This is a genomic window from Euzebyales bacterium, assembly GCA_036374135.1.
Lineage (GTDB): Bacteria > Actinomycetota > Nitriliruptoria > Euzebyales > JAHELV01 > JAHELV01.
The window spans coordinates 76,664-100,631 of record DASUUK010000043.1 but is presented as its reverse complement, the minus strand read 5'-3'; the positions used below and the strand labels follow the sequence as shown (position 1 = coordinate 100,631).

23 protein-coding genes are annotated in these 23,968 nt (G+C 70.2%); 9 read left to right on the top strand and 14 right to left on the bottom strand.

The window, feature by feature from the left end:
• Both VFZ70_07715 and VFZ70_07710 read left to right on the top strand, forming a co-directional pair.
• A partial coding sequence (locus VFZ70_07715) for a ribbon-helix-helix domain-containing protein (protein HEX6255687.1) occupies positions 1-231 on the top strand: 231 nt, incomplete at its 5' end.
• Complete coding sequence (locus tag VFZ70_07710; GenBank protein HEX6255686.1) at positions 228-536, top strand: type II toxin-antitoxin system PemK/MazF family toxin; 309 nt, start codon at positions 228-230, stop codon at positions 534-536. The genes VFZ70_07715 and VFZ70_07710, both read left to right, overlap by 4 nt.
• Before the next feature lie 209 nt (positions 537-745).
• Here the strand turns inward: VFZ70_07710 and VFZ70_07705 are convergent, their stop codons facing one another.
• The 3 genes from VFZ70_07705 to VFZ70_07695 all read right to left on the bottom strand — a co-directional run bounded on the left by VFZ70_07705 (position 746) and on the right by VFZ70_07695 (position 2,994).
• Complete coding sequence (locus VFZ70_07705; GenBank protein ID HEX6255685.1) at positions 746-1,543, bottom strand: ABC transporter permease subunit; 798 nt, start codon at positions 1,541-1,543, stop codon at positions 746-748.
• Positions 1,540-2,538: an ABC transporter ATP-binding protein gene (locus VFZ70_07700; protein HEX6255684.1), complete on the bottom strand. Its 999-nt coding sequence runs from the start codon at positions 2,536-2,538 to the stop codon at positions 1,540-1,542. The genes VFZ70_07705 and VFZ70_07700 overlap by 4 nt, the downstream gene beginning before the upstream one ends.
• Positions 2,539-2,640: 102 nt before the next feature.
• Entirely contained in the window at positions 2,641-2,994 is a 354-nt protein-coding gene (locus VFZ70_07695) for a hypothetical protein (protein HEX6255683.1), read from the bottom strand.
• Positions 2,995-3,407: 413 nt separating this feature from the next.
• Here VFZ70_07695 and VFZ70_07690 point away from each other — a divergent pair, with 413 nt between their 5' ends.
• Complete coding sequence (locus VFZ70_07690; protein HEX6255682.1) at positions 3,408-3,674, top strand: hypothetical protein; 267 nt, start codon at positions 3,408-3,410, stop codon at positions 3,672-3,674.
• 262 nt (positions 3,675-3,936) lie between these two features.
• Here VFZ70_07690 and heR read toward each other — a convergent pair whose 3' ends face one another.
• From heR to VFZ70_07675, 3 genes are read right to left on the bottom strand one after another with little or no spacing between them, the layout of a single operon-like run.
• Entirely contained in the window at positions 3,937-4,716 is a 780-nt protein-coding gene (heR, locus tag VFZ70_07685; GenBank protein HEX6255681.1) for a heliorhodopsin HeR, read from the bottom strand.
• A gap of 52 nt (positions 4,717-4,768) precedes the next feature.
• A complete protein-coding gene (locus VFZ70_07680) occupies positions 4,769-5,563 on the bottom strand; it encodes a class F sortase (GenBank protein HEX6255680.1) in 795 nt (264 codons plus the stop codon).
• On the bottom strand, positions 5,550-6,398 hold the full coding sequence (locus tag VFZ70_07675) for a DUF4397 domain-containing protein (protein HEX6255679.1): 849 nt from the start codon (positions 6,396-6,398) through the stop codon (positions 5,550-5,552). The genes VFZ70_07680 and VFZ70_07675 overlap by 14 nt, the downstream gene beginning before the upstream one ends.
• 109 nt (positions 6,399-6,507) lie before the next feature.
• Here VFZ70_07675 and VFZ70_07670 point away from each other — a divergent pair, with 109 nt between their 5' ends.
• On the top strand, positions 6,508-7,392 hold the full coding sequence (locus VFZ70_07670) for a B12-binding domain-containing protein (protein HEX6255678.1): 885 nt from the start codon (positions 6,508-6,510) through the stop codon (positions 7,390-7,392).
• A gap of 338 nt (positions 7,393-7,730) precedes the next feature.
• Here VFZ70_07670 and VFZ70_07665 read toward each other — a convergent pair whose 3' ends face one another.
• The 8 genes from VFZ70_07665 to VFZ70_07630 all read right to left on the bottom strand — a co-directional run bounded on the left by VFZ70_07665 (position 7,731) and on the right by VFZ70_07630 (position 16,953).
• Complete coding sequence (locus tag VFZ70_07665) at positions 7,731-8,621, bottom strand: cytochrome c oxidase assembly protein (protein HEX6255677.1); 891 nt, start codon at positions 8,619-8,621, stop codon at positions 7,731-7,733.
• Positions 8,615-9,103: a hypothetical protein gene (locus VFZ70_07660; protein ID HEX6255676.1), complete on the bottom strand. Its 489-nt coding sequence runs from the start codon at positions 9,101-9,103 to the stop codon at positions 8,615-8,617. The genes VFZ70_07665 and VFZ70_07660 overlap by 7 nt, the downstream gene beginning before the upstream one ends.
• Positions 9,100-11,652, bottom strand: a complete 2,553-nt coding sequence (locus VFZ70_07655) for a cbb3-type cytochrome c oxidase subunit I (protein ID HEX6255675.1) — start codon at positions 11,650-11,652, stop codon at positions 9,100-9,102. Before VFZ70_07655 ends, VFZ70_07660 begins: the two co-directional genes overlap by 4 nt.
• Complete coding sequence (gene coxB, locus VFZ70_07650) at positions 11,649-12,356, bottom strand: cytochrome c oxidase subunit II (protein HEX6255674.1); 708 nt, start codon at positions 12,354-12,356, stop codon at positions 11,649-11,651. The genes VFZ70_07655 and coxB overlap by 4 nt, the downstream gene beginning before the upstream one ends.
• A 488-nt stretch (positions 12,357-12,844) precedes the next feature.
• Positions 12,845-13,255 (bottom strand): TIGR03668 family PPOX class F420-dependent oxidoreductase, encoded by a 411-nt coding sequence (locus VFZ70_07645; GenBank protein ID HEX6255673.1) that lies wholly within the window; start codon positions 13,253-13,255, stop codon positions 12,845-12,847.
• Positions 13,256-13,533: 278 nt separating this feature from the next.
• Positions 13,534-15,384, bottom strand: coding sequence for a hypothetical protein (locus tag VFZ70_07640; GenBank protein HEX6255672.1), 1,851 nt, complete (start codon positions 15,382-15,384; stop codon positions 13,534-13,536).
• A 25-nt stretch (positions 15,385-15,409) separates the two neighbouring features.
• Complete coding sequence (locus VFZ70_07635; GenBank protein ID HEX6255671.1) at positions 15,410-15,922, bottom strand: hypothetical protein; 513 nt, start codon at positions 15,920-15,922, stop codon at positions 15,410-15,412.
• Between the two features lie 410 nt (positions 15,923-16,332).
• Positions 16,333-16,953 (bottom strand): hypothetical protein, encoded by a 621-nt coding sequence (locus VFZ70_07630; GenBank protein HEX6255670.1) that lies wholly within the window; start codon positions 16,951-16,953, stop codon positions 16,333-16,335.
• Between the two features lie 145 nt (positions 16,954-17,098).
• Here VFZ70_07630 and VFZ70_07625 point away from each other — a divergent pair, with 145 nt between their 5' ends.
• From VFZ70_07625 to VFZ70_07605, 5 genes are all read left to right on the top strand, one after another.
• Positions 17,099-18,367 (top strand): DUF2786 domain-containing protein, encoded by a 1,269-nt coding sequence (locus tag VFZ70_07625; GenBank protein ID HEX6255669.1) that lies wholly within the window; start codon positions 17,099-17,101, stop codon positions 18,365-18,367.
• A gap of 315 nt (positions 18,368-18,682) precedes the next feature.
• Positions 18,683-20,860 (top strand): SulP family inorganic anion transporter, encoded by a 2,178-nt coding sequence (locus VFZ70_07620; GenBank protein HEX6255668.1) that lies wholly within the window; start codon positions 18,683-18,685, stop codon positions 20,858-20,860.
• A 247-nt stretch (positions 20,861-21,107) separates the two neighbouring features.
• Positions 21,108-22,163 carry a class I fructose-bisphosphate aldolase gene (locus VFZ70_07615; GenBank protein HEX6255667.1) on the top strand — a complete coding sequence of 352 codons (1,056 nt, stop codon included), beginning with the start codon at positions 21,108-21,110 and terminating at the stop codon, positions 22,161-22,163.
• Positions 22,164-22,455: 292 nt separating this feature from the next.
• Entirely contained in the window at positions 22,456-23,286 is an 831-nt protein-coding gene (locus VFZ70_07610) for a hypothetical protein (GenBank protein HEX6255666.1), read from the top strand.
• A 255-nt stretch (positions 23,287-23,541) separates the two neighbouring features.
• On the top strand, positions 23,542-23,955 hold the full coding sequence (locus VFZ70_07605; GenBank protein ID HEX6255665.1) for a DNA polymerase ligase N-terminal domain-containing protein: 414 nt from the start codon (positions 23,542-23,544) through the stop codon (positions 23,953-23,955).
• Positions 23,956-23,968 lie beyond the last annotated feature (13 nt).

The following is a 23,968-nucleotide window of genomic DNA, read 5'->3' as shown; positions in this document are numbered from 1 at the left end:
CGCGTGGACGATCAACTTGCGGCTGCGATCGACGTGCTTGTCAGCGAGGGGGTCTTCGCGTCGCGTTCGGACGCGGTGCGGGAAGGGCTGCGTGTGATCGTCGATCGCCACCGACGCGCGCAGGTCGCATCGGAGATCGTGGATGCCTATCGGGCTCAACCGCAGACCGACGACCAGTACAGCTGGACCGACGACGCGACCCGCGAGATGATCGCCGACGAGCCGTGGTGACGCCTGCGCAGGGTGAGATCTGGTGGGCTGAGGCGGAGGACAAGCGGCGGCCCGTGCTGATTGTCACGCGCTCCGAGGTCGTGCCGGTCCTGCGCTGGCTGATCGTCGCTCCGGTGACCCGGACGGTGCGCGGCATCCCCACCGAGGTCCCGCTGGGTGCCGCTGAAGGGCTGGCCGACACCTGCGCCGCGACGTTCGACAACCTCCAGCCGATCAGGCGGTCGTTCCTGACCCAGCGCGTTGGTGTCCTGTCGTACCCGCGTGCAGCGATCTGCGAGGCACTCCGGGCGCTCTCCGATTGCTGACGTCGCCGAGGGGGCTGGCCCGCACGGGTGCCGACGGCCACCAGCAGCGCCGCCGTGACGAGCTCGGCGGTGATGTGGAACCAGATGTCTGTACGGCCCTCGGCGATCTCTGGGATCTGCCGGGTCGCGAGCAACATGGTCCACAGCCCGGCGATCGCCGCGCCGACAGCGATGTCGAACCAGGCGACGAACCTCACGATGCGTCTCCGTCAGAACTGTTCATGTTCGAACCGCCAGCACGCGGCGGCGACGACGGCGGCGGTCCACAGCATCGTCGCGACCAGCGGGACGATCGAGACCAGTGGCGCGCCGGTCGCCAGCCGCACCGCGGCGGTCGTCGTCTCCCACGGGAACGGCAACCGCCCGGCGAGGTCACGTGCGAGCACGTGCACACCGTCGTAGAGCATCACCGCGGCGATGGGCACGCCGATCACGATGCCGCGCCCGATGGTGACGGTCCCCAGCAGCACGGTCAGCGCGACGGTGAAGACCAGGAGCAGCGCGACCAGCCCCGCGACAGCGAGGAACTCGCCGACCGGCCAGGTCCCGTCGACCTGGGTCGACAGCAACGCATAGAGCCCCGTCCACGGCACGACGACGAGCGCGACGAGGGTCGGCAGGCCGTGCGCGGCGAGCTTCGCGAGCACGAACGCCGTGCGCGACACCGGCTTGGTCAACACCCACTCCAACGTCCCGGAGCGGCGTTCGTCGAGCATCACGCCCTGGGTGAGCACGACCACGCCGACGGTCGACAGCAGCACCGCAACCGGCAGGTACTGCGGCCACACCTCCGACACCCCGACAGCGGATCCGGTCGCGGCCGCCTGGTCGGCGATCCACACGAACGCCAGCAGCAGCCCGTTGAGGATGACGGTCCACAGCAGCGTCTGGGTCCACCACCGGCGGGTCGCCCACCACGTCCGCGACTCGCGGGCGAACACGGTGCCGAACCCGGCGGTCCGACGGGTCACCGCCGACTCGAGCAGTCGCAGGGTGGGCGCGGTCATGGTTGTGACTCCTGCTCGACGAGGTGGATGAACGCGTCTTCGAGGTCATGGCGCTGACGGCCGTAGGCCAGCACCGTCACCTCCGGATCCGCGACGACGGTGCGCAGCAGCTGCCGGTCGGCGGCCTGCTCGTCGGAGACCCCGACGTGCCACACCGCGCGTCCGTCGGCGTTGTCGCGGTCGATCACGGTGACCCACGGCTCTCGCTGCAGGTGGGCCTCAACAGCTGAGGTGTCGCCCGCGAGCTCGAGGCGGTAGGTGATCCCGTCGCGACCGGCGAGCAGTGACGCGATCGGCCCCTGCGCGATGAGCGTTCCATCTCGGATGATCGCCACGGTGTCCGACACGCGCTGGACGTCATCGAGGATGTGTGTCGAGTACAGCACCGTCGCCCGTTCGCGCAGCCGTTCGAGCAGCACCAGGACGTCTCGGCGACCCAGGGGATCCAGTCCGGCTGCGGGCTCATCCAGGACCAGCAGCTGCGGGTCGTGCAGCATCGCCTGCGCCAACCCGAGCCGCTGGCGTTCTCCACCGGAGAACCCCACCACGGAACGATCGGCGCGGCCAGCCAGCCCGACGACGTGGAGTACGTCGCCGATCCTCCGATCCAGATCGGCAGCGCCGAAGTGGAAGAACCCGCCCGCATACCGCAGCGTCTCGCGGGCGGTCATGTCGTCGTAGAACACCGGCTGCTGGGGCAGGAACCCGACCCGGCGGCGCAGCTCCAACGACTGCGTCACCGCGTCCAGGCCGAGGACCCGCGCAGTGCCCGCCGTCGGGCGCAGCAACCCGACCAGCATCTTGATCGTGGTCGTCTTCCCCGCGCCGTTGGGACCCAGGAAACCGAAGATCGAGTGCGCCGGCACCGTCAGGTCCACGCCACGGACTGCTTCGACATCGCCGAACGACTTGGCGAGACCGGCCGTCTCCACGACCGCGGCCCGCGCGCCCGCGGGCCCGGTCGCTCGGCTCGGCGAGGTGGTTGTTGCGTTCATCCGGGTTCCGATCTGCTGCGTCCGATGCCTCCGGAGCCGCGAACCGCGACGACTGGACACGCGCAGCGCCCTGTTGCCGTGCGGGCGCCAGCCGGCGGCCGGTCACGCCAGCGGTTGGGCCCGCCAGGCGAACAGCGCGAGGCCTGCGCTGAGGGCGATTCCAACAAGCCACCACGACGTGAACCAGCCGACCATCAACAGCAACGAGATGGCCGAGGCCACCAGCATCACAGGCGGCCACCATGCGGCACCCAGCAGGTAGCCGACCGCGGTCACGGCGAACCCGGCAGTCGCGAGGCCCGCGAGCACCACCGCCGGCAGCCGGCTGTCACCAAACAGCCATGAGTGCCCGGGATCGAACGGCATGTCCCGGGTCGCGTTGGTGAACGGCAGCGTCCACATCACCGCATGCACCGCCGCGTGTCCGAGCAGGAAGGCGGCTACCACGATCCTCATCTCAGCCTCCGATCCGCCCGCCGGGGCCTCGTCAGCCGACGGGCGTGCAGATGCCGGACGAGCAGATGCGCGGCAGCGCCGCCAGCACCGGATTGGCCCCGGGGAACACCGGCTGCGACAGGGCGGCCGGTCGGCCCGGTGTCGGGCCGTGACAGCGTCGTCATCGCGGTGCCCCTCCCGAGCGAGATCACGTACGCATCCCACTGAACCGGACCTGCCGCGCTGTGACAGGGCCCAAAGTCCGCGGAGTCGAGTGACGGTCGACACGCGATCGGGGTTGCGTTGCCGGGCGATGGTGTGTGGAGCCACTGCGAAAGGCGACGGCGAGGAGGCATGCCCCGGCCGCCGTCTGCCGCTGACGGATGGATCACCCGGTACAGTGGGCAGCCGCGGACGAGGTCGCGGCGACCGCGGTGATGACGCGGCTGCGGTGTCCCGCGCACGGTGCGGTCCTTGCACAAGCGGACGCCGTCGCCCACCGCAGAGGCAATCGCGTGAAGCTTGCCAAGAAACACATCATCGACCTGTTCGTCGTGCGGGGCGATCTCGACCGGGCCGAGCGGGCGGACCGGTTGCTGCCAGATCTGGTGGACCTGTCTGAGAACGCGGACGCGATGCGCGCGCTCGGGCTTGACCCGGCGTTGCTGGCGATCCAGATCGACAACCTCGAGGCCACCTGACGGCCGAACACTGCTCGCACAGTCCCGCGGCGGTCGGTCGCCGGCGTTCCCGGTGGGCACCCACATCCACCGACTCGCCGGCCGCTGGGGCCTGTCGAAGGCGACCCCGCCCGATCTGCAGCTGGGCGCGACGAAGACCCGCATCCGCGAGGAGGCGATGCGCTGACGCCGCTCGCCTCGTCGGGCCGCCGCCTCCACACCTCGCGCCCGGCCGCGTGTGTGCAGCGTTGCGCCGTCAGACCGAGGCCCGGTCAGCGGTCCGTCAGCTGCGCAGGACGTTGGCGAAGATCTGCCACGCCAGCAGCGACTTCGCGACGAGGCTCAGGACGATGTAGGCGCGTTCGCCGAACAGGTAGTCCCGCCACCGGCCGACCTGCCGGTACTGCAGCCACTGGTTGACCCCGAAGCTCGAGAACAGGACGAACAGCGAGACGAAGATGCCGTAGACGAACCCGGGCGGGTCGTTGCCGGCCAACAGGTACGCGCCGATCGCCAGCCACGGGACCAGTCCAATGACGGTGCCGAACCAGAACGCGGTCAGGTCGCCGCCGGGCTGGTGGTCCTTCTCCTGCAGCCAGCCGAACAGGATCATCGCGCTGTTCGCCGCGAACAGTCCGATGACGGCCGCAAGGTCCCATATGCCCGACAGCGTGGCGATCAGGATCAACATGACCGAGGCGCTGATCGCGTACTCGACCCAGCGGGCGATGTTCATGCCCTGACGCAGGTTGGCCTCGTACCACTGACGCACGGGTTGTGTGGCCATCAGCAGGTGATCGACCGCGGCAAGCAGCAGGAACGACGCGACCGTCGGGCCGATCGGCAGATCGAACACCACCTCGGGCGTGGGTACTCCTCGGGTCATCACCGGGTCGCCGGTCAGGAACGACGCGGTGATCGGGAAGCTCAGGTCGTTGCTCAGCGCGAACATGGCGGCGGCCTGCGCCAGATGCAGCAGCCCGACGATCAGGTTGAACCTGCCAAGCCCGACGAGCTCCGCCCGGGTGACCGTCTCGTCGTCGGTGTCGATCATGCGGGTCATGTGCCACTCCTCCGCCGTGTTGTATCCGTTCCCGCGCGAGCCGTCACGGGCGTCAGGACGGCTGCGCGTAGATGACGACGTTGTTCCGGTAGGACCCCGCGGTGCTGTCGAAGTCGCCGCCGCAGGTGATCAGGATGAGTTGGGACGGCCCTGCACGCGAGAACAGCTTGTCGGTGGGCAGCACCGACTTGTCGTAGGCGCGACGGGCGACGACGTCGTAGCGGTGTTCGTCACCGGTGCTGTCGGCCACGCTCACGCGTGCGCCGACATCCAGCGTGCGCAGGTCGAAGAACGCACCGGGTCCCTGTTCTCGGGAATCGACGTGGCCGGCGATCACCGTCGCGCCGGGTTCCCCGGGCGCGGGCCCGTAGCGGTACCAACCGACGTTGCGGACGTTCTCGGGCACCTCCACGTCGCCGTTGGCCTCGACGCCGATTGCGCCGATCGTCGCGTCGACGTCGATGCTCGGGATGCGCAGTCTCCTTGGCACCGGGCTGGGCTCGACGTCGAGGTCGGCGATGCGGGCGGAGCGCGTCGCTGGACGCGGATCATTGTCCGCTGCGGAGCCGGCCCGACGCTCGACGGCGCCGGGCTCCGGCTCGGCCGCGGCTTCCGTCTCGGCTGCGGAGCCGCCCCGACGCACCACGGCGCCCGGCTCCGGTTGGGTCGCGCCCTGTCGGGCCGCGACCGCGGCGGTGGGAACGGGCTGTGCCGTGACCTGCGCCTGGGCGGGCAACGTCCCCGCGTTGGCCGATGGCGTCATCAGTTCCCAGACAAGGGGAGTGCTGATGGCCAGCACGAGGCCGACCACCAGCACCGTCCGGGCGAGCCGCTCAGGACCGCGCACGGGCGTAGGCCAGGCGGCCACCCGCCGCCAGCGCGCTGGCCGCGGCAGCGGCGGTCAACGCGATCAGCCACGTCGGCATGGCGTCGTCAGCCATCCCGCCGGTGCCGGCGGGCACGCCGCCCGGGTTCGAGTGCAGTCCGGAGATGGTCTGCACGAGGATGTCGAGGCTGTCCTCATCGAGCGAGCCGATGGCGTACACGATGGTGTTGGTGCCCTCCTCGAGCGTCAGGTCGGTCGGACCGAGCACCGGGTCGGTGGTGCCCTCGGGCGCCACGGCAGCCTCGTAGGTGCCGGCTGGCACCTCGGTGACCGCCTCGTTGGGGTTGGTCAGCCCGGACACCAGAGCCGAGCCGTCCGCGAGGATGTCGACCGCGGGTGCGGCCGCGGTGTGGCGCACCGTCAAGCGCGCGTCACCGGCGCCGACGTTGCTGGTGTCGTTGGCGAACGCGGAGAGCGTCGGCTGGCCGTCGGCGTCCAGGTGCGCGACGAGCGAGGCGTTGGTCCCTGCCTCCACGGTCGCAGAACCGGAGATCGCCGGTTCGGACCCGGGGTCCTCGCCTGCGGGTCGGATCTCCACGTCGTAGTCACCGGCGGGCAGCTCGAGCGGATCGGTGACCGTTCCCGGCTCGAAGTCCTCCAGGGTCGGGTCGCCGTTGACGTAGACGTCGACGGTCAGGCCGGGCACGCCATGGACGACCGTGACGGTCCCGGTGTCGGACTGCGCGCTTGCTGGACCGGCGAACGCGGCGACGAACAGCGCGGCGACGAACAGGGTGGTGATCGCGCGGCGCCGGGTCCTACCCTCGCGTCGGCGACCAGCGGTGCTGACATTCATGACTGGATCCTTGTGTAGGTTCTGTCTAAGGTTTGGCCAAGGTACGCCGTACCGGGGCGCCTGTCAACCTTCCGTGGAGATTTTCGTACAATGTTTGTACAGTGTTGCCATGAGTGGCGGATACCTACGAATCGGCGAGTTCAGCCATCGCGTTGCAGTGAGCCCCGAGCGCCTTCGTGCGTGGGAGAAGCGCTACGACCTGCTGACACCGGACCGGTCGCCGGGCGGGTTCCGGCTCTACTCAGACGCCGACGTCGCCCGTGTGGAGCGGATGCTCGCCCACCTCGAGCGCGGCGCCTCCGCAGCCCAGGCGGCTCGGCTGGCGTCAGAGCCGCCCGCGGTCACCGAGCCATCCGCCGTCGGACCGGTGCGGTTGGACGGCGAGGTCGCGCGTTTGCGTTCGAGCCTGGACGCGTTCGACGACGCCGGCGCACATGGGGTGCTCGACGAGTTGCTGGCGACCTTCGCGCTCGAGACCGTCCTTCAGGATGTGATCCTTCCGTACCTGCGTGACGTCGGCGACCGCTGGCTGTCCGGCGACGTCACGGTGGGCCAGGAGCACTTCGCGTCCAACCTGCTTCGCGCGCGGCTGCTGAGCCTGGCGCAGGGCTGGGGGCAGGGGGCCGGCCCACGTGCCGTGCTGGCGGCACCGCCGGGCGATCAGCACGACCTCGGGCTCATCATGTGCGGTCTCAGCATGTGGCGGCAGGGACTCCGGGTGATCTTCCTCGGAGCCGACAGCCCGATCGACACGCTCATCACGACCGTGCGTACGGTCAGGCCGGCCCTGGTCCTGCTGTCCGCGGCCGACCCGGCTGCGCTCGACGCGGTCGGCGACTCGCTGCGCGAGCTGAGCGCCCACGTGCCGCTGTACCTGGGCGCCGGAGGTGCATCACCACAGCTCGCCGACGACCTCGGCGCGACGTACGTCGAGGGTGATCCGGTCAGTGTTGGCATCGAGCTCGCACACTCGGCCATCGCCACCCGCGCATAGTTGCGGACTCTGGGTTCTGCGGGCCTGCGTCGCGATTGTGGTGGTGGCGATCAGCGCGGGCGGATCGACGTCGCGCGCCGGTGCGCCACCGATCCGCTGCATCCACGCACGACTGTTGGTTGGTATCACCACCGGCCGCATGAGTACGGTGTCTGCCATGGGACGGGTCCCACTGACCGCCGCAGGACGCCGAACTCGTGGGAAGGGTGGTAGGGGTCGTGATCGTCGAGCGGACCGTTACGCCTTTCGGCAGCTGGGCGTCGACGCTCGACCGCGGCCGCGGTGACTACGGTCGCGAAGCCGCCGCGGCGCCCGCAGGTGCACGTGCGCCTGACGGGTCAACCGCGGTCCCGTACCGCGCGACGGAACCCGTGCGGTGCACCCGTGTCGCGCTCGATGTGCCGGAGCCAGACGGCCAGGAGGGCCAGGGCGACTCCCAGGTAGATGACGCCCGCAGGCACCCACATGATGACGCCGGCGAGCTGCTGGTCCGCGAGGGGATCCAGCCCCCACGGCTGCGTCGTCGTCGCGTAGCTGGCGTACCAGGGCGTGCGGGCGAAGGTCATGATGACCGAGAGGAACACGCTCTGCATCGCCATGGCGAACACGAGCAGAATGCCGAGTCCGTGTGGGACGCGTGCTGCGCCACCGCGGACGCCGATGATCACGCGCCAGAACCAGAGGCCCGTGACCAGGAAGGTCGCGTGCTCGAGGACGTGCAGCCACTCGTTCGCGACGGCCGCATCGTAGAGGACCGACGCGTGCCACAGCCACACGACGGCCACGTGGAGCAGCCACACGGTGACGGGCGCGGCGGCCACGCGCAAGCTGCGTTCGGCCGGCCGCAGCCGATGGCGCACGCGGCTGGTGGCCCGCCGCACGGCGAGCGGGCTCCCGCGCAGCAGCGCGCTGGACGGCGCGCTGAGCGCCAGCAGCGGCGCCGCGACGAGGATCACCACGACGTGCTGGACCATGTGCGCTGACGCCAGCGCCGCGCCGAGCGCGTCCAGGGGCGACACGAGCGCAACAGCCAGCGCCAGCAGCGCGCCGGCGAAGCAGCGCGCCCGCCGGACGTCGGCGGGGCGGCGACCACCGGTGGGTCGACCCCGGTGGTAGGCCAGCCAGGCCAGCACCAGTCCGGTCAGCAGCAGCGGGGACAGGTTCCACGCGGTCCACAGGTCGTGAGGCTGCGGTGGCTGGCCCGCATGGGCGAGCACCGCGGTCAGCATGGCGGCAGCACCAGGGCGGGCAGGCCGACGAACAACACCGACAGCAACGACACCACCGCCAACAGGAAGCCGGCGAAGGCCAGTGCGCCGCCGATCTCGGGGTCGTCGGACTCCGGGACGTCGTCGGCGTGGTCGGCGGGCATCGGGTGGCGGTCGGCCTGCCAGCGCTGGAATTCCCACCAGGCGACCGCGGCGCACGCCACGGTCGCGACGGCGGTCGCGACGAGCGTGACCACGGTCGGCACGGGCGGGTCGAACAGCCGCAGTCCGGTGCCGCCCCCGGTGCAGCCTGCCTCCGCGACGACGTAGACGACGATGAAGTGGGCGAACCACACGACCGGCCCTGCGACGAACAGCGCCAGGGCTCGACGGGTGCGCGGCGGTGCCGCGATATCGACCGCCATGGGCGTGCCGTGCCGCGACGTCGTCGACCCGACGTCGGGTCCGTCGGTCCGTTCGTCGCGTGTGCCGTCGCCGCTCATGTGAGGTACGGCCCCAGGTAGATCGTCCCGAACCCGATCAGCCACACGACGACCGCGGCGACCTGGAACCGCACGACGTTGAGGACGGGCGCGTAGCGGCGGCGCGTGTACTCACCGTGCCAGGCCCAGTAGGTCATCATCGCGACCATGAGGGAGGCGGCGGCCGTCACGACCAGGATGAAGCCGGTCAGCGTGTGGACCACCGATCCGTACGCGTGCGCGTTCCCGCTGATGCCCATGGCGGCGACGTCGCGGAACCCGACGACGGCTGCGGCGGCTGTGAGCACGAGCGTCGCGGCGAGGCCGCCGAGGAAGCCGCGGCGATCGTCATCGCGCAGCCGCGCCAGCGCGCGGGCGATCGCCACGCCGCTGGCGGCCATCAACGCGGCAGCGACCGCGCCGCCGACGAGGCCGGGGTCCGCGATCCCCGGCGGTGGCCACACGGGGTTCTCGAGCCGCAGGTAGAAGTAGGCCAGCAGCATGGTCGCGAACGCGATGGCGACGAACAGGATGGCCAGCCCCATGCCCCAGGCGGCGACGACGACGCTGCCCGCAGCGTTGACCGGCACACCGGTGTCGTCCTCGAAGTCGGCCTCCTCGTCCTCGGTCATCGGTGCCGGATCGGGCCAGTTCCACCCGATGACCGACACGACGACCACGACGGCACCGACGGCGGCCCCCCAGCGCAGCTTGGTGAGCTCGGCGAGGAAGATCACGACGATGCCGAGCGCGGCGACGAGCGGCCACAACGACGGGCCCGCCACACGGAAGACCTCCTGGGGACGCCCGTCCGCGGTGCCGACGATCGCGGCGGCGCGCCACCGCAGCGGCCACTGCGCCAGCGCGTTGACGAACCGCTCGAGGTCGGCGGGGCCGCGGTGCAGGTCGTCCTGGTCCCACAGCGGGTGCCGGCTGCGCACGATCGGCAGCACCGACCATCCGTGCTCGGCGGGCGGGGAGGCCACCGCCCACTCCAGCGAGTCGCTGCCCCACGGGTTGGCGCCGGCCTCCTCGCCGTGGCGGTAGCTGCGGAACACGTTCCACACGAAGACCGCGATGCCCGGGATGATGACGAACACACCGATCGTCGACAGCAGGTTGTAGATGTCCCAGCCCAGCCCTGACTCGTAGGTGTAGACGCGGCGGGGCATGCCCATCAGCCCCACCTGGTGCATCGGGAAGAACGTGAGGTTCGTTCCGATGAACAGCAGCCAGAAGTTCCAGCGGCCGAGCCGCTCGTTGAGCATTCGGCCGGTGAACTTGGGAAACCAGTAGTAGACACCCGCGAAGATCGGAAACGCCACGCCACCGATCAGCACGTAGTGGAGGTGACCGACGACGAAGTAGCTGTCGTGAGCCTGCAGGTCGAAGGGCACGGCGGCCGTCATGATGCCGGTGATCCCGCCGATGACGAAGATCACCAGAAAGCCGACGACGAAGTAGAACGGCGTCTTCCACTGCGGCCTGCCCAGCCAGATCGTCGACACCCACGCGACGATCTGCACGCCGGCCGGGATGCCGATGGCCATGCTGGCGCCGGAGAAGAAGCTCAGGATCAAGGGGTCGAGGCCCACGGCGAACATGTGGTGGGCCCACAGGCCGAACGACAGGAAGCCGATGGCGACGAACGAGCCGACGATCCACGTGTAGCCGGCGATCCGCCGCTGCGTGAGCGCCGTCACGATCATCGACACGACCCCCGTCGCGGGCACGAACTGGATGTACACCTCGGGGTGCCCGAAGATCCAGAAGATGTGCTGCCACAGCAACGAGCTGCCGCCACGATCGACCGTGAAGAAGTGGGTGCCGAACCCGCGGTCGAGCTCCAGCAGCAGATCACCGACGATCAGTGGTGTGAAGCCGAACAGGATCATGAACGCCATGACCAGCAACGCCCATGCGAACAGGGGCATGCGCGTCAGCGTCATCCCGGGCGCGCGCATCTTGAGCACCCCGATGATGATCTCCATGGCCGCCGCGATGGCGCCGATCTCCGCGACGGTCAGCCCGATGATCCAGAAATCGATCGCGCGGTCCGGTGAGAACTCGGGGCCGCTGAGCGGGGTGTAGGCGAACCACCCGGCGTCGGGGACCAGCTGGAACAGGGCGCTGCTGTAGTACAGCAGCCCACCCAGCAGGAACGTCCAGTAGCCCAGCGCGCCGAGCCGGGGGAACGGCATCTCCCGCGTCCCCAGGATCAACGGCAGGATCATGATCGCGAAGCCCTCGAAGATCGGCAGGATGACGAGGAACATCGTCACCGAGCCGTGGTTGGTGAACAGCTCGTTGTACAGCTGGGGGCTGATCAGCTGCTGCTCGGGGAACGCGAGCTGGATCCGCATGACGAACGAGTCGAAGCTGCCGCCGAGGATGAGGAAGAAGAACCCGGTCAGCATCAGGCGCAGACCGATCATGTCGTTCTGCACGCCGGTCAGCTGTCCCCACAACCCGCTCGGGTCCGCCCACAGCCGGTCGAGGTCTTCGTGGGTCGCGGTCCGCTTTGCCGTCGGCGTCGAACGGCCGCCCGGATCGTCGGGGGAGTCGCTCACCGCTCAGCCCCCCGGCGGGCCACCGCGGCCTGTTGTCCGTCACCGATCGGTACGGCCGCCGTGGTCCGCTGGTCGGCGAGCCATTCGTCGAATTGCCCGGCGGACTCGGCGACGACGGTCAGCTGCATGGTCGTGTGCTCGAGTCCGCAGAACTCCGCGCACCGGCTGACGTACTCACCCGGCTCGTCGGCACGCAGCACGAGCGTGTTCACGCCGTCGGGCAGCATGTCCATCTTCCCGCCGAGCTCTGGGACCCAGAAGCTGTGGATGACGTCCGCGGAGGTGAGCCGCAGCGCGACCGTGCGTCCGACCGGGATGTGCAGCTCGTTGGTGGTCGTCACATCGTGGTCGGGATAGGACACCTCGTACGACCATTGCTGGCCGACGACGTCGACGACGAGCGCGTCCGGCGGCGCCGCGTCCGCCATGACCCGCATCGCCTGGATGGTGGCCCCGAAGACCACCGCGATGATCACGAGCGGACCGACCACCCCCCAGCCGATCAGCCATCGACCGGTGCGGCCGGAAGCGTCAGCCTGGTCCCCGTCGCCGGTCTCGTCGGACGGACGGCGGAACAGCCCGATGCCGAGCATCACGGCGAAGACGACGAACACGACGACACCCAGCGCAAGCATCAGCCACCACAGGTCGGCCATCGCCTCTGCGACCGGGCCCTGAGGATCGAGGCTCCCGCCTGGACTCACGTGTACGGACCCACGTCGCGATCGGGGGGCCTGTGGACGGCCGCCGACGCGGCGGCGAGGTCGATCACCCTGCAGGCCACGTGGTGGTCCCCCTCTCGCACGCGGACGTCATGACGGGAGAGCCGAGATCCTACCGGGTGGCCGTCAACACGGACAAGCACCATCGGTTCGCGGGACGTCGGTGTGGCCCTGGCGATCAGTGACAGGTCCAGGCGGCAGCGTGTGGGCTGGGAGGAAGGCGACGTACCCGTCGACGGTCCGCCGTGAGAACGGTGTGCAATCCGCCCGATTTCGGCATGCTGGCGCGCTACATCGTGCGTCCCGAAGATCATCCGGCGGACAAGATCGTGTTCGCGTTGCACGGGTGCGGCTGCAGGCCACCTACGCGCTGATCCGCACCGACGGCAACAAGGGGCTGTTCCAACTGATGCACCATCGCTGACGTGAGCAACTGCACCAGCCGAATCGCCGGTCGATGCATGGCGTGCTCAGGCGGCCGACCACCCGACCCATCGTGTCACCGAGATGACGATCAGCGGTCCGTGCGGCGACGTGTCAGCGTATGCCGCGTAGCGGGCGGCCAGCAGCGCGAACGCCGGATGCGAGGGGTCGGGCCTGTCGACGACGGCCGCGTCGCCGTCGGCTCGGACCCACCACAGGCCCGACCAGTCGTCGTCGTAGTGGTCAACGAGTAGCGTGCACCGTGGTTGTGCGGCCAGGTTCTGCAGTCGTTGGAGGCGGGTCGTTCGTTTGGGCTTGGCGTCGACCGCCGTGTAGATGACGTCGTCGTCGACCGCAAAGGTCACGGGGACCAGGTGCGGCGTCCCGTCCGTGCGGACGGTCCCGAGGCGCGCGACGCGTGCGGCTGCGAAGCGGCGCCGTGCGTGGTGGTTGTCCATGACGTGAGTCTGCCCCTCCTGGTTCCGGAGGCCGCCCACGACCTGCGCTGCACGCTCGAGGCGGCGCGCTCGAGGCGGACGATGTGATTGGTGGCCTTGGTCGTCTCGTCTGTCGGGGCCGAACGAGTTGTCCGGGGTGGCGCCCCGCCAAGCTGGACATCGCATTCGCCTTGATGGTCAGCATGACGAGATCTGCAGTGCGAGCCATGTCACCTGGAGGTTGGTCGCGCGGCGCCCGAGCGCGATGTCGTTGTGCATGATCGCGCCAGTGTGGTCGCCTACAGGCGGGCCCGGTCGAGGCGGGCGATGAGGTTGCGCCGACGCTTGTACGTCGTACGGACATCGGCCACCAGCCCGTTGAAGGCATCGGTGTCATCGGTCGCCGCGTACAGCGGGCGCATCGTCTTGAGCAGCCGCACGACGTCGTCGTAGGCGCGGTTGTCTGCGGGCTCCAGCGCGCGTTCGAGGTGTCGCCGGTAGACCCCGAGCGCGTCGGTGGGATGGTCGGTGCCACGGGCGGCCGCGACATGCAGCCACAGACCGTCGTTGCAGCCGAAGCGCTGCGCGGCGGCCCACGCCGCGTCAGCGTCGCCTTCCCACAGCAGGATCTCCACCAGCACCGACCCGTCCGCGCGGGACCACGGCGATGTGCGCTGCGGTGTCTCGTGGCGACGGTGCGCGATCTGCTCGCGCAGTGTCTTCAGCGCGGACGCGCGCTCGTTCGGCCACCGCCCGACGGCGTCGGCGTGGTCCTTCAGGCGTCGGTAGCGCGCCAGCGATGGTCCGCCGCGGAACAGCTCCCGGTCGGCGACCACCGCGTCGTCGTGGCGGCCGTTGTCGGCGTGGATGTCACCGATCAGCTCGGTCAGCCGCGACTCGGCTGGGAACGCATCGCGGCCACGCTGCGCCCAGTCGAGCGCGAGGTCGTCGCGACCGTGGTTGCGGCACGCCGTGGCGATCCGTACGAACGCATGCCCGGATGCCTGGTCGCGCGCCATTACCTCCAGCAGCTCGTCGATCCCGCCGGTCGCCTCGGCGAGCTCCTCCATCACCCTGGTGATCGCAAACCGGTCGTGATGGCGGGCGCGCGGGTCGTCGCCCGGACCGATCGCAGGGATCTGCGCCCACCGTTGCTCGGCCAGCGTCCGGTAGGCCGCCAGGCCCGTGTCGCCGAGCACCGACGCGTAGTCGCCGATCGCGTCGAGGAACCCGTCCAGCTCCCAGCTGGTCGCCCAGCGCAGCAGCCGTCCGGCCAGCGCGACGGGGTCGGGTGGCGCGTCCTGGCATGCGCGCAGGTGCAGGTCGGCGGCGGTCTCGAACAGTCCGTACAGGTGCCCGTCGGAGTCGTCGACCGAGCCGACGCTGTCGTTGAGCGACTCCAGGATCGTCTCGGTGAGCTCGACGGCCTCGGCGGCGAACCCGGCACCCAGCAGCTCGCCGACCTCGTCGATCACCGTGTCGACATCGTGCGCCCAGGCGTACGCGTGGCGATAGTGCACGAAGCCGTACCGGTCGTGGTGGCCCATGGCGAACGCGTCGATGATCCGCGCGCGCAGCGCGGACAGCTCGGGCCGCGCGCCGGCGTCGGCGGCGGCGATCAGCGACAGTCGCCGACGGACCTCAGGGTCGCGGGCGGCCTCGGCGACCAGCAGCTCGCGCAGGCGATCCGCCGACTGCTCGCCCAGCCACGCTTCGAGGTCGACCGCGTCGGGATCTTCATGGACAACGTCGACCGCGATGTCGTCGCCGTCCGGCGCGAACGTGCCGGCGATGGCGTCCTCGCCGTCGTTGACGTCGCCGATCAGTTCGACCCCGAGCGCGACCAGGTGCTTGCAGAACTCATCGGCCCCGCCCATCGGGCACGAGCACTCGAAGGCCAGCGTCGACCCGACGGCCTCGACGGTCACGTCGTACGGGCGGGTGCCCTGCACGACCGCTGTTGCCCGGTCACCGGCCACCCGCAGCTCCGTGACGTGCCCGTGCGACGCGTAGTCCACGCCGCGCATGTAGATCAGCCAGCCCGCATGCGCCTCCAGCAGATCTCGGTCCAGGGCATCGACGAGCCCGCCGCTCGCGTCTGCGGCCGCGGTGGTCCCGCCGGTACGGTCGAGCGCGACCTCGATTGTCACGGGGACCACACGCGCGCCAGGCGCATCAGCGCGTCTCCGGTATCGTCACGCCGGCCTGGGCGGCCGTGTGGCGGACGCTCCACCCCAGCGAGTCAGCGGCGTCCTCGGGCGGACCCCACGCGAATACGATGTCGGGGTCGGTGCGCTCGGCCAGCTCATCGAGGCCGGTGAGCACGGCCGTCGCGTAGCGCCGGGCCGCGTCCGTGAACCCCAACCTGCCCCGGCGCGAGATCTGTGCGAGGAACGGCTCGAGCGCCTCCTCGAGCAGCTCCCATGCTGCCTCGTTCTCGTCGACGTAGCCCCGCCCCCGCCGCGGCCCCATCCGCTGGCCGATGCGCCCCAGCTCCATGCCGCGGTAGGCCGCAACGACCTGGTCGGCGACGGCGTCCTCGTCGACGGCGTCCAGCGCCTTGCGGGCCAACGCCTCCGCTGTCGGCCGGAGCCCGGGCTGCAACGCCAGCAGGCCGGCGAGCACCCGCGAGCGTTCAACCGGCTCGAGCCCGCCGAGGACGTCCGTCACTGCCAGGTTGACCCCCATGGACACCCCCTCACTGGGACGATGCGCGCCCACCTCGACCGTGGCCACCGTCCCCGGTTCGTTCGTCGAGGCGGGATCATAGGGTCTGTCTCCCGGTCCCGGCCGGCATTCGGTCACATCTGCATCCCGGCTCGCGTCGTTGCAGCTCGCGCGAATACGACCCGCTATGCGTCGCTCACTGCGCCTTGCGAGCCGGGCGCAGCTGCACCCTCGGTGCACGACCGGTCCGAGAGACAGACCCTAGTCGCGCAGGCAAGCCCGGGACGCCCCTCACACCCCTCGTCACCCGGCTCTGCTCCGGCTGCGGTGGGAGCCCATCGGCGCGAGCTCGCAGCGCGATGCGTCCCGCGGCCACGGTGGCGCCCGCCTTCGACGCGCCTGTTCCGGTCCGCGCAACGGTGTCGGCCATCTCACTGCTCGCCCGCGCGGCGCTCCTCGATGGCGTCGGTCAGTTCGCGGACGGCCTGGGCGGCCCGCCACAGGTGGTCCTCGGGGTGGATCCACCCACCCGTGTGCTCGCGACGCCAGTCGCGGTCGTGGCAACTGTCGAGCACGGTGGCCAGATGTCGTCGGAACTCGGCGAGCTCCGTGGCCAGCTGCTCCGTGTCAACCGGCACCGCCGCGTCTCCCAGTGTCGGGTCACCATGGCGCAGCCGGTCGATCGCATCGCGATCGGTGCCGGAAGTCGACCAGACCCGGATCATGCGGCGCATCCGCCGGTCGTACGCGGGTCGCCCGCGGGTCGCACGAACCCAGGCGACCGGCAGCTTGGTCAGCCGCACGCGATCGGCGATCCAGTCACCGGCGGGATCGCGCGCGCCAGGTGCCCTCGTCGGTCGGTACGTCGAGCACGAGCGCGACGTCGAGCTGTCGATCCGGTCGACCGGCTCGAGGATGGCGCCGCCGACCCAGACCTCGAGCAGCGGGATGTCGAGTCCGTGCGAGTTGAGCCGGTGGATGTCGCTGGCGGCGTCGACCATGCCCTCCACCTGGCCGACGGCCGTCGAGCGACGCATCCGCTGATCGGTCATGATGAGATCTCCTGCGGTCGGCGTTCGATCATTGAACCCTCGGGCCGCCCCGCCGTGTCACTGATCATCGCAACGGTGTGGGGCTCGTCCACATGCCGGGTCCGCGGATCACGCTGCGGGATCCGCGATCTGGCAGACTGCCGCGATGGGCAGGAACAACAAGAAGCGTCGGGCGGCCAAGAAGCGGCAGCGAGCCAGACGCGCCGGCGGCCGCGGCCGCCGGCGCGCGACGCAGCAGCCCGATGTCCGATCACTGCTGCTGGTTGCAGTCGAGGCGTGGGAGCACGCTCCGGACGCCCACGACGAAGCCGTCGACCTGCTCCTGGAGCTGGCAGCTGGCGGTGTCGCCGTGGCCGGCACCGTGGCGCACGGCATCGAGCAGGCACTCGACCGGCTGTGGCGGGACGGGTGGACGCCGACCGACGTCGCTCATGTCACCGCCCGTCGCCTGACCGGCGCCCATCGCGACATCGTCAGCCACGCCGTCGTCGCGGACGGGCGCGAGCGTGCCACGTCGGGTACGCCACCGCACGAAAGGTGGCAGATCCAGCTCGACACGCTGGCGGACGGTCTGCTCGACACGCAGACGCGATCGCCGGTAGACGACGTCCGGCTGCTCGTACCGGTGCTCGCCCTGCTGCTGCGCCTGCCGGCGATCCCGGCGGTCATGCCAGCTCCCGACGCGTCGGCCACGGTCGATCAGGCCGCGGCGACGCGCATGGACCAGCGGATGCTCGCGCGTGTCCGCGGGCTCCTCGCCAAGGCCGAGTCGACCCCCTTCGACGAGGAGGCCGAGGCGTTGACGGCGAAGGCGCAGGAGTTGATCACCCGTCACGCGATCGCCGACGCCCTGCTGCACGCAGAGGACGAGATGGGCGAGCCGTCGATCCGTCGTGTCCCGGTCGACAACCCCTACCCCGACGCGAAGGCCGCGCTGCTGTCGGCGATCGCTGAGGCGAACCGGTGCGAGGCGGTGCACTCGCCGGACATGGGGTGGGTCACGCTGTGCGGGTTCGACGGTGATCTGGACGCGGTCGAGTTGCTCGGCGCGTCGTTGCTCGCGCAGGCGACCGGCGCGATGGCCACGCAGGGCTCCCGTCGCGATCGCCACGGCAGGTCGATCACGCGCTCGTTCCGCCGCGCGTTCCTGTACGGGTTCGCCAGCCGCATCGGCGAGCGGTTGCGGCACGCCGCCGAGCAACAGGTGCACGACGAGGCCGATCAGGACCGGCTGCTGCCCGTGCTCGCGGCACGCGATACCCGGGTCGCCGACGCCGTCGCGGCCGCGTTCCCCGAGCTCGATCGCCGACCGCTTTCACTCAGCAATCCGTCGGGGTGGGTCGCCGGCCACGTGGCCGCCGATCTCGCCGACCTCAGCGGGCACCGTCAGCGCGTCGACGACCACGCGTCCTGACGGCTGCGTCCTTTCGCTGTCCCACGCTCGGCTTCGCGTCCGACGCCCCGGCTTCGCGTCCGACACCCAGCCATCAGATCACCAGCCACCGCCCCTGGGACCGACGCTCTCGAGGCTCGTCCCGATGCGGTCGATCCCACCGCCCGGGCCGAACTTCCGCGCGACGAGGGGTGTCGAATCCTCCCGCCGTGGGTGCAGTGCGGCTGGTGAATCGCTGCGCGTAGTGGGCCCGGCCTCGAGCGCGTGAGGCGCGGTCAGGACACTGTGCGTACGCTCACGCTGACCGCACGGTACCCGCTGACAACGGAGCCGCTGATGGGCACTCGTACGACGACCGTCGTGTCCGCCGCGTCCGCGCTGAGCGCCGGCACCATCGTGGCGGTGTCCACAGTCCTGATGGAGATCTCGTTCGCGGCGCTGGTGTTCGCCGGACCGCTGGAACCGTTCATCGCGGCGGGAATCGGCTACTTCCTGTTCGCCACCGTCGTCGTCAGTCTCACGGTAGCGCTGACCAGCGCGCTTCCCAACAGCATCGGCGTCGCCCAGGACACGCCGGCAGTCATCCTGGCCGTCGGCACCGCCGCCATCGCTGCGATCCTGGTCCAGGAGGGGGACGCCGAGTCGGCGCTGCCCACGGTGGTCGCGACGATCGGCGTCACCTCGCTCACGACCGGCGCGGCGTTCCTGGCACTCGGCCGGCTTCGGCTGGCCAACCTCGTGCGGTACGTGCCGTTCCCAGTGGTGGGCGGATTCCTGGCGGGCACCGGCTGGCTGCTCACCGACGGCGCCGTCAACGTGATGACCGGCAGCCGGATCACGTTCGCGGCGCTTCCCACGTTGTTCGACGGCGCTGTGCTCGCGCAGTGGCTTCCGGGCCTCGCGCTCGCGGTCGTGGCCCTGCTCGTGCTGCGCCGCACCAGTCACCCGCTGGCGCTGCCTGGATTGCTGCTCGGCGCGACTGCTGTCTTCCATGTCGTGCTGCGACTCGCGGGCATGTCCGAGACGACGGCACGGGCCGACGGGTGGCTGCTCGGCCCGTTCCCCACGGAGACGCTGTGGCATCTGCCGACCGCTGCGATGTTCCAACAGGTGCGTTGGGACACCATCCTCGCGCAGAGCGGCACGCTGGGCATCGTCGTGCTGATCTCGCTGCTGGCGTACCTGCTGAACGCGACCGGCCTCGAACTGGTGATGCAACGCGACGTGCGACTGAACCGCGAGATGCAGCTGGTCGGGGTCGCGAACGTGCTCGGCGGGCTCGGGGGCGGCCCTGTCGGGTACCAGGCGCTGAGCCTGTCGGCGCTGTCGTACCGCATGACACCGGACGTGCGCCTCACGGGGGTGGTCGTATCGGCGCTGTGCGGCCTCGTGCTGCTCGGTGGCTCCACCGCCCTGGCGCAGCTGCCGACGTTCGTGCCGGGTGGGATTCTGCTGTACCTCGGACTGGACTTCCTCGTCGCCTGGCTCTACGACGCCCGCCATCGCCTGTCGCGCGGCGAGTACGCGATCGTGATGGTGATCACTGTCGTGATGGCTGTGTTCGGGGCGTTGGAGGGCGTCGCGCTCGGGATCTTCCTGGCGATGGTGCTGTTCATCGTCGAGTACAGCCGCGGCGCTCCGATCCGACGGACGTACTCGGGGAGCGAGTTCACGAGCAACGTCGATCGTCCGCCCGCCGAACGGCGGGCGCTGCACGCATCCGGGCAGCACGTGCGCATCTTCGAGCTCCAGCAGCACCTCTTCTTCGGCACCGCCCACCGGCTGCTCGAAGCGGTGCGCGAACGCGTTGTCGGCACCGACCATGGTCCGCGCTTCGTGGTGCTCGATTTTCGACACGTCACAGGGCTCGATGCCTCGGTGGCGTCGAGCTTCGCCAAGATCGGCCAGCTCGCCGAAACCCGAGGGTTCACACTCGTGCTGACGGGCCCGTCGGTGCACACGACGCAGCTGCTGCACTCCTCCGGTCTCGTTGACGCCCGTGAGACTGCCGTACGCGTGTTCAGTGACCTCGACCACGGCGTGGAATGGTGCGAGGATCAGGTCCTCATGACCGTGGACGCCGGCAGCAGCGTCGCGGCCCCGGCCGACGAGGGCGACGGAACGCTCGGCGGTCTGCGCGAGTACATGGCGTCCCGGTCGCTGCCCGCAGGCGCGCGACTGATCGAGCAGGGACAGTCGCCCGAGGGGCTGTACTACCTGGACGCCGGTCTGCTGACCGCGCAGGTGGAGCACGCCGATGGCAGCATCGTCAGGCTGCGCAAGATGCGACCCGGCGTGTTCGTCGGGGAGCTCAGCCTGTATGCCGGCGCCCGGGCGTCGGCGTCGGTGGTGGCCGATGAGCCGAGCACGGTGCTGTTCCTGTCGGGTGAGGATCTCGAACTCCTGGATCGTGACGATCCAGCCATGGCCGTCGCGTTCCACCGGCACATCGCGGCGCTGACGAGCGAGCGCCTGCTCGACGCGACAACGTCGACCCACCACACACCGCTGTGACCGGCGATCGGCTGAGCGCGCGACGAACGGTGCAGCCGAGCGTCGGCTCGGTGCCTGGCTGCTCCAGCAGGCGCTGTACCGCGTCATCGAAGCGGACCGCCACCTCGCCATCCGCGCGGTCGTTGTCCACACAGGCCTGTTGGTCGTCGTTGGGCGCGGTCGGTCACGTGCGTGGAAGCTGTCCCCACGCAGGTCACGCTCACCTGGAAGTGGGTACGGTCCTCAACGACCCGGCAAGGAGTCTCCGATGAGCGACGTCATCTCTTCCCTCGGCGACGACGCCGAGGACCTGCTCTCCTACGAATGCAAGACCGTGCCCAAAGAGGATCTGTACCTCCCGGGCGGCGACTTCGTGGGCCGTGTGGTGGCCGAGTCCGACCGTTCTCCGGCGGTGCTGCGCAACCTGCAGTCGTTGTTCGACCACGGGCGGCTCGCCGGCACCGGGTACGTCTCGATCCTGCCCGTCGACCAGGGCATCGAGCACTCCGCGGCGGCGTCGTTCGCCCCGAACCCGCAGTACTTCGATCCGCGGCACATCGTCGAGCTGGCGATCGACGGCGGCTGCAACGCCGTGGCGACCACCGTCGGCGTGCTTGGCTCGGTCGCGCGCCGCTTCGCGCACCGCATCCCGTTCATCGCCAAGCTCAACCACAACGAGCTCCTGACCTACCCAAACTCCCATGACCAGGTGATGTTCGGGTCCGCCGCGCAGGCGTTCGATCTCGGCGCGGTGGGCGTGGGCGCCACCGTCTACTTCGGCGCCGAGGAGTCGATGCGCCAGCTGCAGGAGGTCCGCGACGCCTTCCAGCACGCACACGAGCTGGGCATGTTCACGGTGCTGTGGTGCTACCTGCGCAACAGCGCCTTCAAGGTCGACGGCACCGACTACCACACCGCGGCCGATCTGACCGGCCAGGCCAACCACCTCGGCGTCACGATCGAGGCGGACATCGTCAAGCAGAAGCAGCCCGAGACCAACGGTGGCTACCGGGCCATCGACGGCTACGGCCGCACCGACGACCTGGTGTACGAGAAGCTGACGACCGACCACCCGATCGACCTGACCCGCTGGCAGGTCGTCAACTGCTACATGGGCCGCTCCGGCCTCATCAACTCGGGCGGCGCCTCGTCGGGGGCGTCCGACCGCGCCGACGCGATCCGCACCGCCGTGATCAACAAGCGCGCGGGCGGCACCGGCCTGATCTCCGGCCGCAAGGCGTTCCAGCGACCGACGGCCGAGGGCATCGATCTGCTCAACGCCATCCAGGACGTGTACCTGTCGGACGAGGTGACCGTGGCCTGACGTTCGCCGGACCTCGGCGCCTCGCCATCGACCGACCGAGCACAGCGACGATTGGCTGGCGGCCTCGTTGAGACCGGTGCCGCCCTGGCGCCGCGGTGATCTTCGTCGAGATCGACTGGTGGCGATTGCTGAGCGGGGTGGGGCCGATTCAACGTACCGGACGGTTGCCAGTGGTCGGCTCGCTGCTCGGGGCTGCGGCGCGTGTCCACTGTCCACAGCCACCGAACTCCGTGGCTGGCATGGCCACGTCGCGCAGCGGATGCTGCGGGCACGCCCGTCTGGAAGGACCGCCATGCCCCGCACCCCTCGGAACCTCGGCGACAGCCTCGTCGCACTCACCGAGCAGCTCCCGACCGCCGCCGTCGACGAGATCTGGACCACTGAGCGGGATCATCCTGCCGAGGCCGCGGCCGACACGCCGTTCCTCGTGCGGATGCGGGCGCTGCTCGGGGCGATCCACGCCGAGGGACCGATCGAGGTGGCGCAGGCACGGCGCATCCTGCGTGAGGCGGCGCCGATGGGGCACCTGTTGGCAGGACCTCCCGAGCTGTTCGAGTTCGCGCTGTTGCGTGCCGCGTTGCACCGCGACCTGCTGCGCTGCACAGAGGCCGAGGAGGGAATGCCGGCGCTGTGGTCTACGACGGCGGCGGTGGATCGTGGCCGGCAGGCGCACGAGGTCGTCGGGCACCCGCTCGCCGCGGTCGTCGAGCCGTGGATCGACGAGATGATGCGCGATCCCGTAGCCGATTTCGACTGCGATCCACGGTTGTCCGGGCGGTGGATCAGTGTGCCGTTCCTGCTCGTGCAGCTGGTCGCCACCGCCGGTGAGGTCGACCTCGCAGAGGTTGCGCGGGCGCTCAGTCGCGAGGCCGGCGCTCGCACGCGTGGCGTGCGCCTGCACTGGCCACTGTCACACGGAGTCATCGTGCTGGTGATCGGGCTGTGCGTCGAGTTCGGTGTGGTGACGTGGAACGGTGACATGCGGACGTTGGGACGGGCGAAGATCTCCCCGTTGGGGATGTTGGCGCAGCTCGCCCTGCGTGCGCACATTGAGGGAGAGCTGCCTCCCGGTTTCGCGGAGGCGTACAACCAGGCGACGATGCCCGCGCACACGTGGAACTGACCGTCCGCCGCCGGCCTCGAGCCTTGCGGACCGTGACCGGCATGCCCGATCCGTTGACAACCGCGGCCATGTCTGGCTCCGCGCCCGGCAGTCCGCGGGCGCCAGCGCGAGCACCACCGCCAGCCCGGTGAACCCGCACACCACCCCTACTCTCGTCCTGGACGTCGCCGCCCTCAGCGCCACGGCGTCGTCGCCGGATGCGATGTCCCGCGCCGCCGCCGCGGACGCGCGCGCTCGGTGGCGCATGCTGGAGGCGTGAGCGACGCGCAGGAGTCGACGGTGGGTGCGCCGGGCGGGCGGTTCGTCATCCAGGAGCACCACGCGCGCAGTCACCACTTCGATCTCCGGCTGGAGCGTGATGGGGTGCTGGCGTCGTGGGCGGTGCCCAAGGGCATGCCGACCGATCCGACCGCCGATCGCTTGGCCGTTGCGGTCCCCGACCATTCGCTGGACCACCTCGACGTCGAGGACCTGCGCCCCGTCGACGGCGGGCAGCCCGGCGCGGTGGTCAAGCGCATCTGGGACCGCGGTCGCTACACCGTTCGTCGCGGCGACGATCCGGCGAACAAGATCGTCTTCACGTTGCACGGGAGGCGGGTGCACGCCACATACGCGCTGATCCGCACCGACGGCGACAACTGGTTGCTCCACCTCATGCACAACAACTGAGGGGAGCCGCGAC

Bases quoted from the DNA above. Each gene is read 5' to 3' on its own strand.
- VFZ70_07705 (HEX6255685.1), bottom strand. From the start codon at position 1,543: ATGACCGCGCCCACCCTGCGACTGCTCGAGTCGGCGGTGACCCGTCGG.
- VFZ70_07700 (HEX6255684.1), bottom strand. From the start codon at position 2,538: ATGAACGCAACAACCACCTCGCCGAGCCGAGCGACCGGGCCCGCGGGC.
- VFZ70_07695 (HEX6255683.1), bottom strand. From the start codon at position 2,994: ATGAGGATCGTGGTAGCCGCCTTCCTGCTCGGACACGCGGCGGTGCAT.
- heR (HEX6255681.1), bottom strand. From the start codon at position 4,716: ATGACCCGCATGATCGACACCGACGACGAGACGGTCACCCGGGCGGAG.
- VFZ70_07675 (HEX6255679.1), bottom strand. From the start codon at position 6,398: ATGAATGTCAGCACCGCTGGTCGCCGACGCGAGGGTAGGACCCGGCGC.
- VFZ70_07670 (HEX6255678.1), top strand. From the start codon at position 6,508: ATGAGTGGCGGATACCTACGAATCGGCGAGTTCAGCCATCGCGTTGCA.
- VFZ70_07665 (HEX6255677.1), bottom strand. From the start codon at position 8,621: ATGCTGACCGCGGTGCTCGCCCATGCGGGCCAGCCACCGCAGCCTCAC.
- VFZ70_07660 (HEX6255676.1), bottom strand. From the start codon at position 9,103: ATGAGCGGCGACGGCACACGCGACGAACGGACCGACGGACCCGACGTC.
- VFZ70_07645 (HEX6255673.1), bottom strand. From the start codon at position 13,255: ATGGACAACCACCACGCACGGCGCCGCTTCGCAGCCGCACGCGTCGCG.
- VFZ70_07635 (HEX6255671.1), bottom strand. From the start codon at position 15,922: ATGGGGGTCAACCTGGCAGTGACGGACGTCCTCGGCGGGCTCGAGCCG.
- VFZ70_07630 (HEX6255670.1), bottom strand. From the start codon at position 16,953: ATGACCGATCAGCGGATGCGTCGCTCGACGGCCGTCGGCCAGGTGGAG.
- VFZ70_07625 (HEX6255669.1), top strand. From the start codon at position 17,099: ATGGGCAGGAACAACAAGAAGCGTCGGGCGGCCAAGAAGCGGCAGCGA.
- VFZ70_07620 (HEX6255668.1), top strand. From the start codon at position 18,683: ATGGGCACTCGTACGACGACCGTCGTGTCCGCCGCGTCCGCGCTGAGC.
- VFZ70_07615 (HEX6255667.1), top strand. From the start codon at position 21,108: ATGAGCGACGTCATCTCTTCCCTCGGCGACGACGCCGAGGACCTGCTC.
- VFZ70_07610 (HEX6255666.1), top strand. From the start codon at position 22,456: ATGCCCCGCACCCCTCGGAACCTCGGCGACAGCCTCGTCGCACTCACC.